The organism is Syntrophomonas wolfei subsp. methylbutyratica, assembly GCF_001570625.1.
In the GTDB taxonomy this organism is placed as follows: Bacteria; Bacillota; Syntrophomonadia; order Syntrophomonadales; family Syntrophomonadaceae; genus Syntrophomonas; species Syntrophomonas methylbutyratica.
On record NZ_BBQT01000003.1, the window covers coordinates 97610 to 110664 of the forward strand.

The 13055-nt window shown below is 47.3% G+C and carries 15 protein-coding genes and 1 pseudogene; 2 read left to right on the forward strand and 14 right to left on the reverse strand.

The features are described from left to right. Nucleotides 1-13: 13 nt before the first annotated feature. The 11 genes from AWB54_RS03655 to AWB54_RS03705 all read right to left on the reverse strand — a co-directional run bounded on the left by AWB54_RS03655 (nt 14) and on the right by AWB54_RS03705 (nt 8182). Nucleotides 14-1195: an ABC transporter permease gene (locus AWB54_RS03655; RefSeq protein ID WP_061213264.1), complete on the reverse strand. Its 1182-nt coding sequence runs from the start codon at nt 1193-1195 to the stop codon at nt 14-16. Further along, complete coding sequence (locus AWB54_RS03660; protein ID WP_061213265.1) at nt 1192-1917, reverse strand: ABC transporter ATP-binding protein; 726 nt, start codon at nt 1915-1917, stop codon at nt 1192-1194. The genes AWB54_RS03655 and AWB54_RS03660 overlap by 4 nt, the downstream gene beginning before the upstream one ends. Then, complete coding sequence (locus tag AWB54_RS03665) at nt 1910-3211, reverse strand: efflux RND transporter periplasmic adaptor subunit (RefSeq protein WP_061213266.1); 1302 nt, start codon at nt 3209-3211, stop codon at nt 1910-1912. The genes AWB54_RS03660 and AWB54_RS03665 overlap by 8 nt, the downstream gene beginning before the upstream one ends. A 39-nt stretch (nt 3212-3250) precedes the next feature. Next, nucleotides 3251-3760: a YIP1 family protein gene (locus AWB54_RS03670; RefSeq protein WP_160328900.1), complete on the reverse strand. Its 510-nt coding sequence runs from the start codon at nt 3758-3760 to the stop codon at nt 3251-3253. Nucleotides 3761-3771: 11 nt separating this feature from the next. Beyond that, on the reverse strand, nt 3772-3963 hold the full coding sequence (locus tag AWB54_RS03675) for a hypothetical protein (RefSeq protein WP_061213268.1): 192 nt from the start codon (nt 3961-3963) through the stop codon (nt 3772-3774). A gap of 70 nt (nt 3964-4033) precedes the next feature. After that, complete coding sequence (locus AWB54_RS03680) at nt 4034-4489, reverse strand: DUF3887 domain-containing protein (RefSeq protein WP_061213269.1); 456 nt, start codon at nt 4487-4489, stop codon at nt 4034-4036. A 111-nt stretch (nt 4490-4600) separates the two neighbouring features. After that, a complete protein-coding gene (locus AWB54_RS03685; RefSeq protein WP_061213270.1) occupies nt 4601-5737 on the reverse strand; it encodes a DUF1648 domain-containing protein in 1137 nt (378 codons plus the stop codon). Then, a complete protein-coding gene (locus AWB54_RS03690) occupies nt 5734-6123 on the reverse strand; it encodes a GntR family transcriptional regulator (protein WP_061213271.1) in 390 nt (129 codons plus the stop codon). Before AWB54_RS03690 ends, AWB54_RS03685 begins: the two co-directional genes overlap by 4 nt. Before the next feature lie 156 nt (nt 6124-6279). Next, a complete protein-coding gene (locus AWB54_RS03695) occupies nt 6280-6945 on the reverse strand; it encodes an ABC-2 transporter permease (RefSeq protein WP_061213272.1) in 666 nt (221 codons plus the stop codon). Further along, nucleotides 6938-7804, reverse strand: a complete 867-nt coding sequence (locus AWB54_RS03700; protein ID WP_061213273.1) for an ABC transporter ATP-binding protein — start codon at nt 7802-7804, stop codon at nt 6938-6940. Before AWB54_RS03700 ends, AWB54_RS03695 begins: the two co-directional genes overlap by 8 nt. Continuing rightward, nucleotides 7805-8182 carry a GntR family transcriptional regulator gene (locus AWB54_RS03705; protein ID WP_061213274.1) on the reverse strand — a complete coding sequence of 126 codons (378 nt, stop codon included), beginning with the start codon at nt 8180-8182 and terminating at the stop codon, nt 7805-7807. Nucleotides 8183-8363: 181 nt separating this feature from the next. On the opposite strand from AWB54_RS03705, the gene aroF reads away from it, so the two are divergent. After that, nucleotides 8364-9191 carry a 3-deoxy-7-phosphoheptulonate synthase gene (gene aroF / locus AWB54_RS03710; protein ID WP_061213275.1) on the forward strand — a complete coding sequence of 276 codons (828 nt, stop codon included), beginning with the start codon at nt 8364-8366 and terminating at the stop codon, nt 9189-9191. A gap of 33 nt (nt 9192-9224) precedes the next feature. Here aroF and AWB54_RS03715 read toward each other — a convergent pair whose 3' ends face one another. The 3 genes and pseudogenes from AWB54_RS03715 to AWB54_RS03725 all read right to left on the reverse strand — a co-directional run bounded on the left by AWB54_RS03715 (nt 9225) and on the right by AWB54_RS03725 (nt 10490). After that, the gene (locus AWB54_RS03715) at nt 9225-9596 is read right to left on the reverse strand and encodes a hypothetical protein (protein WP_153014648.1); all 372 of its coding nucleotides are present in this window, start codon (nt 9594-9596) and stop codon (nt 9225-9227) included. Between the two features lie 2 nt (nt 9597-9598). Next, a complete protein-coding gene (locus AWB54_RS03720) occupies nt 9599-9955 on the reverse strand; it encodes a BRO family protein (protein ID WP_061213277.1) in 357 nt (118 codons plus the stop codon). Continuing rightward, nucleotides 9952-10490, reverse strand: a pseudogene (locus tag AWB54_RS03725) (N-6 DNA methylase). The gene AWB54_RS03720 and the pseudogene AWB54_RS03725 overlap by 4 nt, the downstream one beginning before the upstream one ends. Nucleotides 10491-10748: 258 nt before the next feature. Here AWB54_RS03725 and AWB54_RS03730 point away from each other — a divergent pair. Then, nucleotides 10749-13025 (forward strand): EAL domain-containing protein, encoded by a 2277-nt coding sequence (locus AWB54_RS03730; RefSeq protein WP_061213278.1) that lies wholly within the window; start codon nt 10749-10751, stop codon nt 13023-13025. Nucleotides 13026-13055 lie beyond the last annotated feature (30 nt).

Below are 13055 nucleotides of genomic sequence, written 5' to 3' on the forward strand. Positions count from 1 at the left end.
CTTTTTACCCGCTTTAATCACGGCGCAGAGCTTCTATCGGGTCCAGGTTGGCTGCCTGATTGGCGGGCAGGAGGCCAAATATAATGCCAATGGCGGCGGAGAAGGCAAAAGCCAGTAAGACGGTAGCCCAGGAAACCAGTGGAGGCCATTGAGCCAGGGCGGATATGAGGAAGGCGCCCCCCACCCCCAGAGCCATACCGGTAATGCCTCCCAGCAGGCAGAGAACTATGGCTTCAATCAGAAACTGCAGCAAAATGTCCCGGCGGCGGGCGCCCAGGGCCATACGCAATCCAATTTCCCGGGTTCTTTCCGTTACCGATACCAGCATAATATTCATAACCCCAATTCCCCCTACCAGCAGGGAAAAGCCGGCAATTATTCCAATCACCAGGGTCATTACGCCGGTAACCTTGTTTACCGCCTGGATCTGTTGTTCCATATCCACGCCCTGGTATAGGTTCTCACTGCGGTGTCGTCTTTCCAATATCTTAATGCTGCTCTGCATGGCGGTCTTAACCTCTGCCGGGTTGCGGGTGCCTCCCTCAATATAGGAGATGCCGCCATCAGGGTAAATATCCAGCCAGACTCGGGTGGGGATATAAACAAATTTTATTCCCATGGCAAAAGGGGAACTCTCGGCCTTAAACAGTCCGCAAACCAGCAGAGCCTGATTCCCGACAAGTATTTTTTTCCCCAGGGCGCTGCTCCGGGGGAATAGTTCCCGGGCCAATTCCTCGTCGATTACCGCCACTCTTCTTCCACTTTGACAATCACTGTCGCTAAAAAAACGCCCGGTGCTTATTTCCAGGGGATGCAAGCAGGCATAGCCTGCTTCGGTACCTGAAATCTGAGCGCTTTTAGCCTTGTTGCCCGCTTTAACCTGGGAATAGGTGTCGGCACAGGGTAGCAGGTATTCCAGCTCCGGGACATTGGCCTTTATAATCTCAATATCCTGCATGGTAAATTCTGTGCCGCTGGGAAGCTCATCCCGCCGCCAGTCCAGCCTAATCTGAAACAGGTTGCTGCCGAATTTCTCCATTTCCTTCATGATTGATTGCTGCCCGCCCTGACCCACTGCGACTACGGCAATTACCGCCGTGATACCAATCATTATACCCAAAGTGGTAAGAATAGAACGCAGCAAGTTGGCCCTGATCGAGTCCAGAGCAACCCGTATGCTTTCACTCAGGCTCATATATCCTCACCGCCTTTGGGCAGAGGTGTCTTTTTAAGGTGCTGCGGGCTAAGTATTTCATCGGCGGTTAAGCGGCCGTCGCGAAAATGCAAAACTCGGCGGGCAAAAGCAGCTATCTCTGCTTCATGGGTAACCAGTATGATGGTGGTATTATTCCGGTGCAATGACTGGAAAATATGCATGATTTCCAGGCTGCTTGCACTGTCCAGGTTGCCGGTAGGCTCATCGGCCAGGATGATATCAGGACTGTTTACCAGAGCCCGGGCAATAGCTATGCGTTGGCACTGGCCTCCGGAAAGTTCCGCAGGGCGATGATGGATGCGATCCAGCATCCCCACCTGCTCAATACAATCAAGAGCCCGGGCCTGGCGTTTCTTGTTCTCCACTCCGGCATAAAGCATGGGCAATTCTACATTGCGCAGGGCAGTCATGCGGGGCAGCAGGTTGTAATTCTGGAAGACAAAACCGATTTTGCGGTTGCGAATACTTGCCAACTGGTCGCTGTTCATACTGCTGACTTCAATTCCCCCCAGCCAGTAAGTTCCTGAACTGGGGGTGTCCAGGCATCCCAATACATTCATCAAGGTAGATTTGCCGGAACCGGAAGGACCCATTACGGCGACAAAATCTCCCCCCTCAATATGCAGGCTTACTTCCTGCAGGGCATGAACCGGGTTGGACTGAGGACGATAAATCTTGTTTATCCGCTCCATTTTAATCATGTTTCTCATCCTTTGAGAAGGTGGCAGGCGTAGTTGTCCGCCGTACCTTATCCCCATTCTTAAGCTGTTTCGGCGGGTCTAAAATAAGCAAGTCGCCCGGCTTTAACCCTTTTGTTACCTCCAGCTGCAGCTCGCCTTCCACACCGATAGTTACTGTCTGCAACCGGGCTTTGCCATCATCATAAATCCATACCTGCTTCTTTCCCCGGTTTTCTTGTAAAGCCTCATAGGGAATTACCAGCCGTTTTTTAGCGGTTACGCTGATAATCTCCAAATCCACCGAATAACCAGGTTTCAAGCGTCCGGATTTATCCTCTACGCTGACCCCGACCGCTACTTCCACCTGGCGGGTATTGTTCACTTCTTTTGTCCGGGCCAGGCCGGCTACTTCGCTCACTTTTCCGGCAAATATCTTTTCTGGCAGAGCGGCGGCTTCTATAAGCACTTTTTGACCAGGTTTCACCCGGGCCGCATCGGCTTCACTTACGCCAACTTTAACCTGCAGGCGTTCAGGCTGTCCAATGCTTATAAATATGTCTCCGGCCTTAATCATGTCGCCGGGACGCTTTTCTATATTAAGTATTACTCCATTCATCTCAGCTTTTATTGTGTACCGGGCCAATTCTTCCTCGGCCGCCTGTACGGCGCTTTGTGCCTTGCTCAAATTAGCTTCGGCCGCCTGGCGTTCTGCTGCCCGGGGGCCGTGGCAGAGGATATCGTATCTTTTCTGAGCTTTAAGAAAAGCCGCTTCTTGGACCAGCAACTCCTGGCGGGCTGTCTCCATTTCCTGGGCACTGATAGCTCCCGCAGCGCAGAGAGCTTCTTTTCGCTCCCAAGTTTTCCGTTTATTATCACAGGTTATTTTCGCCTCTTCAAATTCTGCCTGGCCTATAGCCAAATCCTCTGCGGATGGATTTACCAGCTCTTTGTAGCGCAGTTCTTCCGAAGCCAGAGCGGCTAAAGCATCAGCCAGCGACCTTTCTTCCGCCGGGCAATCCAAAACCGCCAGTAGTTGTCCCGCCTTAACCCGTTCTCCGGTTTTTACATATAACTGCTTTAATATCCTGCTTTCCTGGGCAACTGCCTCCTGTTTTTCTTGTAGTTCTATTCTACCGCTGGCATATACTTTTTCTCCTAACACTTTTTCTTCCACTTTGGTGGTATGTACCAGCGTACCGGAATATTTATGATTGCGCCACAGGTTTAAACCGCTTATCAGAGCGACAGCTATTATAATAAGCGCAATTTTGAATATGGTTGTTTGGCAAATTGTTCTAATATTGAAGGCCGGCATTTGCAATTCACCCCTTGCTGTCAAGCATTGCTTTTAATACTAGCCGTATAAGTTGCTTATGGATGCTGCGCCGAAATAGCTGCTGGCCAGGGCATAGATTAGCCAGAGCAGGAAAATATAGCTGCCTACCTTCTTGACTTCGCTTTTCATCAGTATGGCTCCTCCCAGCGCTGCCAGGTACAGGCTCCACAAGATAAAGGGATTAATCTGGGCCGCCAGCAAGGCTGGAAAAGTATAGGTATCGGGAGGGAATAAGAGATAAAGGCTGATGGAAATGCTGCCGAAGTTTTCTGCCGGGGTCGTCAGCCCTAGGGCAAGACCTATCAGGGAAGATAAGAGCAGGGGCAGGTAGGCATAGACAGAGACCGAAAACAGCTTGCGGTACGGTACCTTATCCCCGGCCAAGGCGTTGAACAACTTGAGCAACAGGGCCACTATCAGAGCAAACAAAAGCGGTGTCAGCAAAGCCCCCGCTATACCGCCGATGATTGCAGCGTTAGCTGCCATATCAAGGGCTTCCGGACTGGAAAGAGCCGGGTTGTCCGGCATCTGCTGCATCTTTATGATGCCATATGCTTTATTTTGGAGAGCAGGGGCAGGGTCGCCGCCAAACTGACAAGTGAGATTACAAGCAGAGCCGCGAGCCAGGAATGATTACGTTCCAGCTCGGTAAAAACCCGGCTCGGGCTGGTAAAAATAAGGGAAAATTTCTGCCCCAGGGACAGGGTTCCGCTATCGCTTTCCAATTCCATAATAATCCTCCTCCTATATTTTTGCTTAAACCAACAGTTTTTTCACAGGTAAAACTATATTTGTTGCCCCCTACTTTTCCGACTGCTCCCGCAGTTTGGGCGAATTAAAGAATATTCCGCCTACCTGATGGGCTTCATTATCGTCAAAGATCATGGTTACCAGCACATCCTCGCTCTCATCAGTAAACTTGGCATTATAACGCACTACCAGGTATTTCTGCTCCTTCTGGGAAGTTTTGACCGCATCCTTGAACTTTTTGGAACCGGGGACATAATCGCCTATCTTCCCCCGGATCATTTCATTGCCTTCCTTCATTTTATCCTCGCTGACCACTGTTTTGAATTGACTGTTGGTATTGGCAATATACTCTTCATAATTATCCTCATTGTAGGCCAGCAGCATTTTTTCCGTTATCTCATCGGCATATTCTCTTACTGCTTTGCTGTCCACCTTATTCCCGCAAGCCGCCAAAGAACAAAGCATTATTACGCCCAGCACTAATAAAGCCAGTTTTCTCCAGGCCATTAACCATTCATCCTTCCTTATTCTTTTACTTGCCGTCTTCTCTTATCAAAACCCTTTACTTGATTTAAAACACCACCCCCAGGAAATTGGATTTTAAGCACTGTAAGAATATTAATAAAAGAGCAAAAGCTCCATAAGCGAACCCAGGAGAAAGAAGGCCGCAATTAGCGAGGCTATTAGTATATAGGCTTTTATGTTTCCATAATTCAAACCCCAGGCGATGCCGAAGCGTTTTTCCACAAACAAGGCCGGATCACGGGGATTGAAATAAAGCAGCCCTCCAATCCAGTCTTTATCATCATCCAGGGCCATGTCGATATCCTGGCAATAAGTGACTGACCCCGTATTAAGCCTGCTCCCGCCCTGACCGGTCCATACCGCCATAAAGAGGATATCCAGCAAAACAAGAATTATGAGCAGCGGTTGGACAAATAACAAGACCGGTACATTGACCGGGATAAGCTGCAGTACGAACAGGTTTAACAGGCTAATTACCAGTAAGATAAGAATATTCAAAAAGATAATGTTGGCACCCCAGCGAAAACGGAAAATGCGGTTTCTTTCCCGGGAATCTGCTGGATTAAGTGTACTAATTTGCAGCTTTGACCATCCCACCGCCTGATAGAGCAAAAACATGAATCCCGTAATAAAGATTTGCACCAGAGGAAAAAGGAAGACCAGTCCCCAGGTTTTAAACACCCCTCCATCAATTTCACCTTGAGCATTCCAATGGCTAGGTACCACTATAGGCAGTTCATCATAAGCCAGATAACCCGCCAGCAGGTTAAAGCCGATAATAAACAGCGGTATTATAAACCATGTTTTTGCGGGTAGGGGCCGCTTGCTTTTGTCGCTTCTGAAACTGGTATCCACCATTACTACTTGCTTCCTGTTCAGCATATGAGCTTCGTTGGCCTGCTTAAATTGCATAACCCTCTGGTGGCTCAGGTAGTATAGCCAGGCAGATAAAAGCAAAAAAACTATTAGCCCGCCCAATAATATAGCGTTGTTTGGAAATTTAGCCAGGATTACGCAGAACAAGAGGGTATAAAACCCGCAAAGCGATAAGTAATTTCTTAAATAGGCCTTTTTGAAATCATCCAGTCTTAAATCACCGAGCAGGTTTTCCGGCAAGCGGACGCCGAAAAAAATCTCCCGGCGTACAATCTGAGGCGTGACCAGTTTTATGATAAAAAGGATAAGGATAAATACTATCACTATGGCCCAGATTATCATTTCATAGTTCATCTTTCTGCTCCTTGAGAATAACTGCGATATATCTCGCCTATTTCCAACTGCAGCTCCTCTTCCGTCATGCCCTTGCAAAATGCCTGGGCTATCAGGGGATTAATCTCTTCCCGCAGCCTGAACTTGAAATCATCTTCCGCCATGTTTTCCAGGCTGTTTATTACCGCGCCTTTCCTTCTGTCCATGAGAATAAAGCCATCGTCCTTTAGAAGACTGTACGCTTTATTGACGGTATGCAGGTTGATTCCGATGTCTTGAGCCAGCTGGCGTACGGAGGGCAGTTCTTCCCCTTCTTTCAGCTCGCCCCTGGCAATGCCGGCAATAATCTGCTGCTTCAATTGGATATATATCGGGATATCGGATTGAAAATCAATAGCCAAGAACATTTTATCCTCCTGCTGCTGCCCTAGTATGTCATCTGTTATATAAAATCTATAACAACTATATTATGTTGTCAATATCCTGAGAGCAAAGCTATGCCAAATTTATTGGGCATTGCGCAAGGATAGCTATGGTATTTTAAAACCCGTTCTGAAAGACATTTAGAAATCCCTGGCTTCATACCAGCGCAGGGAGATAATAAGCGACAAGGCCAGCAGGAGCAGCAGCAGGCCAGCCCCTGCCGCCAGCAAGACTGCAGGTTGGGAAACTGCCGCATTAATCAGGAATTGGGCCCATTCGGCCTCGCACCTGTCCATAATAAAGCCTTTAATCCATACCGGAGCAAAGAACAGCAGCATGAAAACTATAACTATGCCTACTCGGGCCGCCTGGTTGCTGAATATCAGGTTCACCGGCATAACAATCGTCAGGGTTAATGCCGCCATCAGCAAAACGATAGCGGCATCCATCCCGCTCATTAGTCGTATGGATAGGGGCAGGGGCAGTAAGTTTATTATGAGTCCCAGGATAGCGGCCACAGCCAGAGCCAGCAAGGTCAGGATCAGGGCAGTCAAATATTTGGAAAGTATTATTTCATGCCGCTTGGCCGGCAAACTGTTCAAGAGTATGTCGGAATTATTTTTGAATTCCGCCATCAGCGCTCCCATGATCAGGATATAGGTAGCACCGTAACCAGCCATAATATATATGAATTTATCAAATGGCGGGGTCATGGAGAAAATAACGATAATGGCCAGCAGGTAGGTCATCGCCCAAATAATCGAACTTTTTAAAACCAGCAGATCCTTCAATAGCAGTTTAAACATGGTGATGCCCCCTTACATAAAAAACCATAATCTCGTCCAGACCCGGCGACTCCAGCAACACCCCATCGCCAAAAAACTGGCGTATACCCCGGGGATCGGCACTTAAACCCTCAAAGCCGTAGTGATTCTTGCGCAAGCCGATAAACATTTTTTCCGCCTCCGGGCTTAGCTGTTCTAAAGCCCCCTTTACCAGCACATGTCCCTGCAGCATTTCGTCCTTACTCTGGCAGAGCACGATTCGACCCTGGTTGATGAAACAGATATAATCCGCCACCCGTTCTAAATCAGTAGTGATATGGGTGGAGAACAGCACGCTTTTGTTTTCTTCTACCAGCAATTGCTGCAGGATATCCATCAATTCGCTGCGGAAAACCGGATCCAGCCCGGAAGTGGGTTCATCCATAAGCAGGAACTCTGCAGCATGGGAGAGGGCTATGGCCAGGCCGAATTTGGTGCGCATACCGCGGGAGAGGTTTTTCAACTTTTTGTGGGGCGGCAGGTCAAAGTCCCGTAAATGTTGTTGAAAGGCTTTTTCATCCCAATCCCGGTAAAAACGGGCTACTATACGGCGGTTGTCCAGCAGGCTCAGATTCTCATAATAATGGCTTTCGTCATATACAAAAGCAATGTGCTGTTTTATTTCCTTTTCATAGTGGCGGTTATCCAGGCCAAATACCCGAATATCCCCGCCATCACGGTGCATCAGGTTCATCAGCAGTTTGATGGTGGTGGTTTTTCCTGCTCCATTGGGACCGATAAAACCCATAATGTATCCGCGGGGTAGAGAGAAGCTGACCTTATCCAGGCGAAAGCTCCCCAGATTTTTGCTGAGTCCTTTAATTTCCAGAACATTTTCCATCTACAAACCCTCCTCGTACAACAACTCCACAATACGCTGCAGCTCCGGCAAGCTGAGTCCCAGACTACGGGCCTCTTGGATTATTGCCAGCAGTTTTTCCTCGACCAGGTTTACCCGTTTTTCCCGCAGCAATTCCGCATTCTGTGGGGCCACAAAAGAGCCTTTGCCGGCCACGGTTTCAATGTATCCGTCCCGCTCCAACTCATCATAGGCCCGCCTGGTGGTAATGACACTGACCTGCAGGTCGCGGGCCAGGCCGCGAATGGATGGCAGGGGTTCCCCGGCCTTCAGTTCTTCCCGCACAATAGCCCCCCGCAATTGCTGGTAAATTTGATGGTAAATCGGTTCCTCCGAGCGATTGGAAATTACGATGTTCAATTATAATCACTCCTGCAGTGCATACTGTATATAGCATACATATACAGTATAATCTTAATATCCTTTTGTCAAGAACAATTTGTATTCTGTTTAATGGACAAGTATTAAATGTTAGGAATTTTCCAAAACTGATTAAGCGTTTTTATCTTCTTTGTTGTACAATATAGCTGGAGATGATGCAATGAAACCGTTTAAACTGGCTTCATGGGACAAAAAAGGAAGCTATACCCATATTAAAATAGATAGTGGAGCAGAACCTTTGCTCATCGGTGAGGGCTATTGTACGATTATTGCCGGACCCTGTGCGGTGGAAAGCGAAGAAGGCTACCTGCAGATTGCCCGCTTTCTCCGGGAGGCAGGGGCTCATGCCTTGCGCGGCGGTTTGTTTAAACCCCGCACCTCACCGTATTCCTTTAAGGGCCTGGGCCGGCAAGGTCTGGAAATAATGCTGGAAGCCCGCCGTATTACGGGGCTGCCCTTGGTAACAGAGATAATGGATATCCGGGATTTGGAGCTTCTTGGTGATAATATTGATATTTTGCAGGTGGGGAGCAGAAACATGCAAAACTATTCCCTGCTGGAAGAACTGGGAAAATTGCATAAGCCCATCCTGCTCAAACGCGGATTGTCTGCAACTATAGAAGAGTGGCTCCTGGCGGCGGAATATGTTTTGGATGGGGGAAACCCCAATGTAATTTTGTGTGAACGGGGAATCAGAACCTTTGAAAGCTATTTGCGCAATACCGTTGACATAGGGGCGGTGGCCCTGCTCAAGGATCTTTCCCATTTGCCCGTGCTGGTGGATCCCAGTCATGCTACCGGGAAATGGAAAATGGTTACGCCCGTGGCCCGCGCGGCCATAGCCGCAGGGGCGGATGGCCTGATGGTAGAAGTGCACCCGGATCCAGACCGGGCTCTTTCCGATGGCAAACAGTCTTTGACCCCGGAAAATTTCCTGAAGATGTATGAACAGGTAAGCCAGATTTCCCGGCTGGTAAAGAATCTTTAAAATTTATTCGAAAGGACGGTTAATAAAGACGCATCACTTATAAATCATGTACTCATAGACTGCTGTATCCTGGTTTTTTACCCCCTGCACAAGTTTCAACCTCCGAGTATTCCATATATGCCTGGTGCTGTCCGGCAGGGATTCTTCCAGACTTTTGCCGGAACAAAGCATCTCATAGATTTCTTTGTTGGCGGCATAAAGCCCGGCGGCGTGCTGCACATGTATGGCATGAATGGCCGTTGCAAGGGAGCCGCCGGAGAAAAAACGCTGTTCACTACCATAAGGATAGGTGAGCTTGCTCAGGAATGTTTCCAGTTCGCCTTCAAACAGCACGTTTTTTCGGGAGCCACGCTTTTGCTCCGCGTCGCCCCTTGATATTCTTGTATATCCAAGTTTTTCAAGCACTTTCAAGGCTCTCTCCTGTGACTCAGGCCGCTCGTTAAATATAGTGTGGCTTGGCATGCTGGTACCTCCTTTAGACTGAAACTCGCACGATAACGGGAGAGCATGATATCATCTACTTGGCGTTCCGCTCCTGAACCAATCTCAACCATTTTGCCGACGTCGGCAAAATGGTCTTCTACAGTGTAACCACTATTCATACATGCTGATTTCGCACGTTCAATTGCTTCATGAAAACGGCGCCATTGGGCGTACTCTAAAACACCTTGTAACTCCCGCGCGAACCAAAACTCCTGCCCAAATTCATTGATATGCTTGATGCTTTCAAATGTCTGGTCGCTGTATTTTACAATACCGCTCATAAGCCCAGCTCCTTCAAATACTCATCCATTTTCTTTTCGGCCTCTGCAATTTCTGTTTTCAGTCGGGCGATGTTTGCGTTCACCTGATCAATATCCATAAGAGGCTCTTCCTCAAAGGTATCAACATAGCGCGGAATATTAAGGTTGTAGTCATTTTCTTTTATCTCATCCAAAGACGCGACATGGGCAAACTTTGGAGCATCCTGCCGGTTTTTATAAGCTGTCACAATATCCTGTGCTTTTCGGTCAGCTCATTTTGGTTGCTGCCTTTTACATAGCGGAAGTTGCCGTCCTCATCTTTCTTACTTGCATCAATAAACAGAACATCACTATTTTTGCGGTTCTTTTTGAACACTAAAATACATGCCGGAATGCTTGTGCCATAGAATATGTTTTCGGGTAGTCCAATTACCGCGTCTAGCAGGTTTTCTTCGATTACTCTTTTTCTAATCAAACCTTCCGATGCGCCCCGGAATAACACGCCATACGGAGCAATCGCCGCAATTCTGCCGCCTACAGCAAGACTGTGAATCATATGGAGCAAAAATGCCCAGTCGCCTTTGCTGGCAGGAGGTGCCGTTGCTTAGTGACCATATTTTTGCCGGATTACCAGAGGCGATGAGAAGTAGTGAAGATTTGATTCTTTTTTACTTATTTTTTAGGCTTGTTTAACGAAATATTAATACTTGCCCCTTAAACTTCAAGTAAGGGAAAAATTGAAAAATTGCTAAGTGTATCGGGGGTAAAGAGATTGCAATAAAACACTGGTTTTAAGAATAATTTTTATAAAATAATGTTTAAACCTGCCAAAAAAGCCCTGGTGGACAGGACTACCAAATTGCCTACCTTAATATCTGTTTTTCCCGAACTCGACCGCCTAATGACCAACATAGCGGTGGGGATGCTATATATAGACATAGCCGGTTTTAAAGAGATAGAGACCATTTATGGGCGTGGAATCTGTTCGAAAATACTATATAACTCTGCACTGCTACTGCAGAAAATACAGATTGATTTCTACGGGCAACGTAATATACTTGCAGCCTGCAGCATAGGCGGGGATGATTTTGCGGTATTTATTGAATCACCACATACCATGGATGCTTTTGAGGAAGCATACCTGATTTTAAAAAAGCAACTCGAAGATGGTATTAACGCAGCCAACCAGTCTTTAGGACTCAATCAGCCATTGCATTTGCACATGGGATATGTTGATCTTCAGCAAATTCCTGATTATCATATCGAATCTCTGGTTTATAAGGCTATTAAAGAAGCTACATATATGGCCAAACAATATGATCAAGCCTGTGAGCATGCCAGCTGGCATTCATTGAAAAAAATGCTGGAGCAGCGTTCGATTGAAGTTCTCTATCAACCCATAGTTTCCTTAAAAAGCGGTGATATTTTGGGATTCGAAGCCCTATCCCGAGGTCCGGGAGAAACCGCGTTGGAATCACCGACCATAATGTTTAAGGATGCCGAGCGTTTTCGCTGCCTTTTGGAACTTGAAACCCTTTGCCATGATAAAGCGGTTTATAATGCCGCAAATCATTTGGGGCAGCGCTATCTATTCATAAATACAAGCCCGGCCATATTAAGCACCGGTAATTATCATAAGGGACTAAGCAAGGGATTGCGCAGATTATATGGCATAAACTTTAGCAATGTGGTCTTAGAACTTACCGAACGCAATGGGATCGAGGATTACCAGCAATTCCGGGAGGTCTTGCTCTATTACCGCCGGCTGGGATTTATGATAGCTATTGACGATGCCGGCGCAGGATACTCGAGTCTGCAGGCCATTGCCGAGCTGCAGCCGGAGTTCGTCAAAATTGACATGTCTCTGGTTCAGGGAGTTGATAGGAATCCCACCAAAAAAGCCTTGCTGGAGACATTTGTTGATTTTTCCTATAAAATCGGAGCTCGTATAATTGGTGAAGGCATAGAAACGGAAGAAGAACTGGTAACCCTGGCTGCTATGGGTTGTGATTATGGCCAGGGTTTTTTATTGGCCCGGCCCGGCAGCTTGAAGCAGGAAATCCAGCCGCATATAAGGGAAAAAATATTGCTCAGCAGCAGAAATGGACACCAGTTTCAGAGTGAGCCCTCCAAAATTGCTGATATAGCCATGTTTAACAATTGTATTGCTCCGGATATGCCGGTTGAAGAAGTAATAGAAATCTTTAATAACAACAAGAGCATAAACGGTATAGTAATTTGCCAGGAGGACATTCCGAAGGGACTGATTATGCGAGACCGCCTCTTTGCCCGCCTGGGCAGCCGCTATGGTTATGATCTCTTTATCAGGCGCTCAGTGGAAGATCTTATGGATCGCCGTCCCCTGATCCTGCCATGGTTTACTGCTCTGGAAGAAGCCGCCCGTCAGGTTGCGGAACGTTTGGATCAGGGTATTACCGATTATATTGTAGTGACCCGAGAACAGCGCTATTTCGGGGTAGTATCAACCGCTAAAATGCTGGATACCATGGCCAAGCTGCAAATTGTTCAGGCCAAAGATGCTAATCCGCTTACGGGGCTGCCGGGAAACCGTTGCATAACCAGAACAATTTCGGATGCATTAAGATCAAGCAGAGACATTAGTGTTTTGTACTTTGACCTGGACAATTTTAAAGCATTTAACGACTACTATGGTTTTGCCCAGGGTGACCGGGCTTTGACAATGCTCAGCCAGTTGCTGGTGGAAACACTTAAGAGCTGGGGCAATAGTGATGATCTGGTTGGACATATCGGAGGCGATGATTTTGTGATTATAACCACCGGCGACAAAGCTGATTTAATTGCCGCCAATGTAATTGCCAGATTTGAGGAGCAGATTATTGAGCTCTATGATAAGTCTTCGCTGGAACAGGGTTATATTGTTGCCGCTGACCGGAGGGGGCAAATAAAGCATTATCCCATTATGAGTTTATCCGTAGCCGGGGTGAGAAACCATGCCAATCATAGCTATGCCAATCATTTGCAGCTTGGTGAAGCCGCTGCCGAATTAAAGAAAATCGCCAAAGCGCAACAAGGAAGTGCTTACATAAGCGACCAGCATATCTGTGATTAATAATGAGGCGAAAGTCTGAAGGAAATCTTT

Bases quoted from the DNA above. Each gene is read 5' to 3' on its own strand.
- aroF (WP_061213275.1), top strand. From the start codon at position 8,364: ATGAAACCGTTTAAACTGGCTTCATGGGACAAAAAAGGAAGCTATACC.
- AWB54_RS03695 (WP_061213272.1), bottom strand. From the start codon at position 6,945: ATGTTTAAACTGCTATTGAAGGATCTGCTGGTTTTAAAAAGTTCGATT.
- AWB54_RS03690 (WP_061213271.1), bottom strand. From the start codon at position 6,123: ATGTTCTTGGCTATTGATTTTCAATCCGATATCCCGATATATATCCAA.
- AWB54_RS03685 (WP_061213270.1), bottom strand. From the start codon at position 5,737: ATGAACTATGAAATGATAATCTGGGCCATAGTGATAGTATTTATCCTT.
- AWB54_RS03675 (WP_061213268.1), bottom strand. From the start codon at position 3,963: ATGGAATTGGAAAGCGATAGCGGAACCCTGTCCCTGGGGCAGAAATTT.
- AWB54_RS03660 (WP_061213265.1), bottom strand. From the start codon at position 1,917: ATGATTAAAATGGAGCGGATAAACAAGATTTATCGTCCTCAGTCCAAC.
- AWB54_RS03720 (WP_061213277.1), bottom strand. From the start codon at position 9,955: ATGAGCGGTATTGTAAAATACAGCGACCAGACATTTGAAAGCATCAAG.
- AWB54_RS03730 (WP_061213278.1), top strand. From the start codon at position 10,749: ATGTTTAAACCTGCCAAAAAAGCCCTGGTGGACAGGACTACCAAATTG.
- AWB54_RS03670 (WP_160328900.1), bottom strand. From the start codon at position 3,760: ATGCCGGACAACCCGGCTCTTTCCAGTCCGGAAGCCCTTGATATGGCA.
- AWB54_RS03680 (WP_061213269.1), bottom strand. From the start codon at position 4,489: ATGGCCTGGAGAAAACTGGCTTTATTAGTGCTGGGCGTAATAATGCTT.
- AWB54_RS03665 (WP_061213266.1), bottom strand. From the start codon at position 3,211: ATGCCGGCCTTCAATATTAGAACAATTTGCCAAACAACCATATTCAAA.
- AWB54_RS03655 (WP_061213264.1), bottom strand. From the start codon at position 1,195: ATGAGCCTGAGTGAAAGCATACGGGTTGCTCTGGACTCGATCAGGGCC.
- AWB54_RS03700 (WP_061213273.1), bottom strand. From the start codon at position 7,804: ATGGAAAATGTTCTGGAAATTAAAGGACTCAGCAAAAATCTGGGGAGC.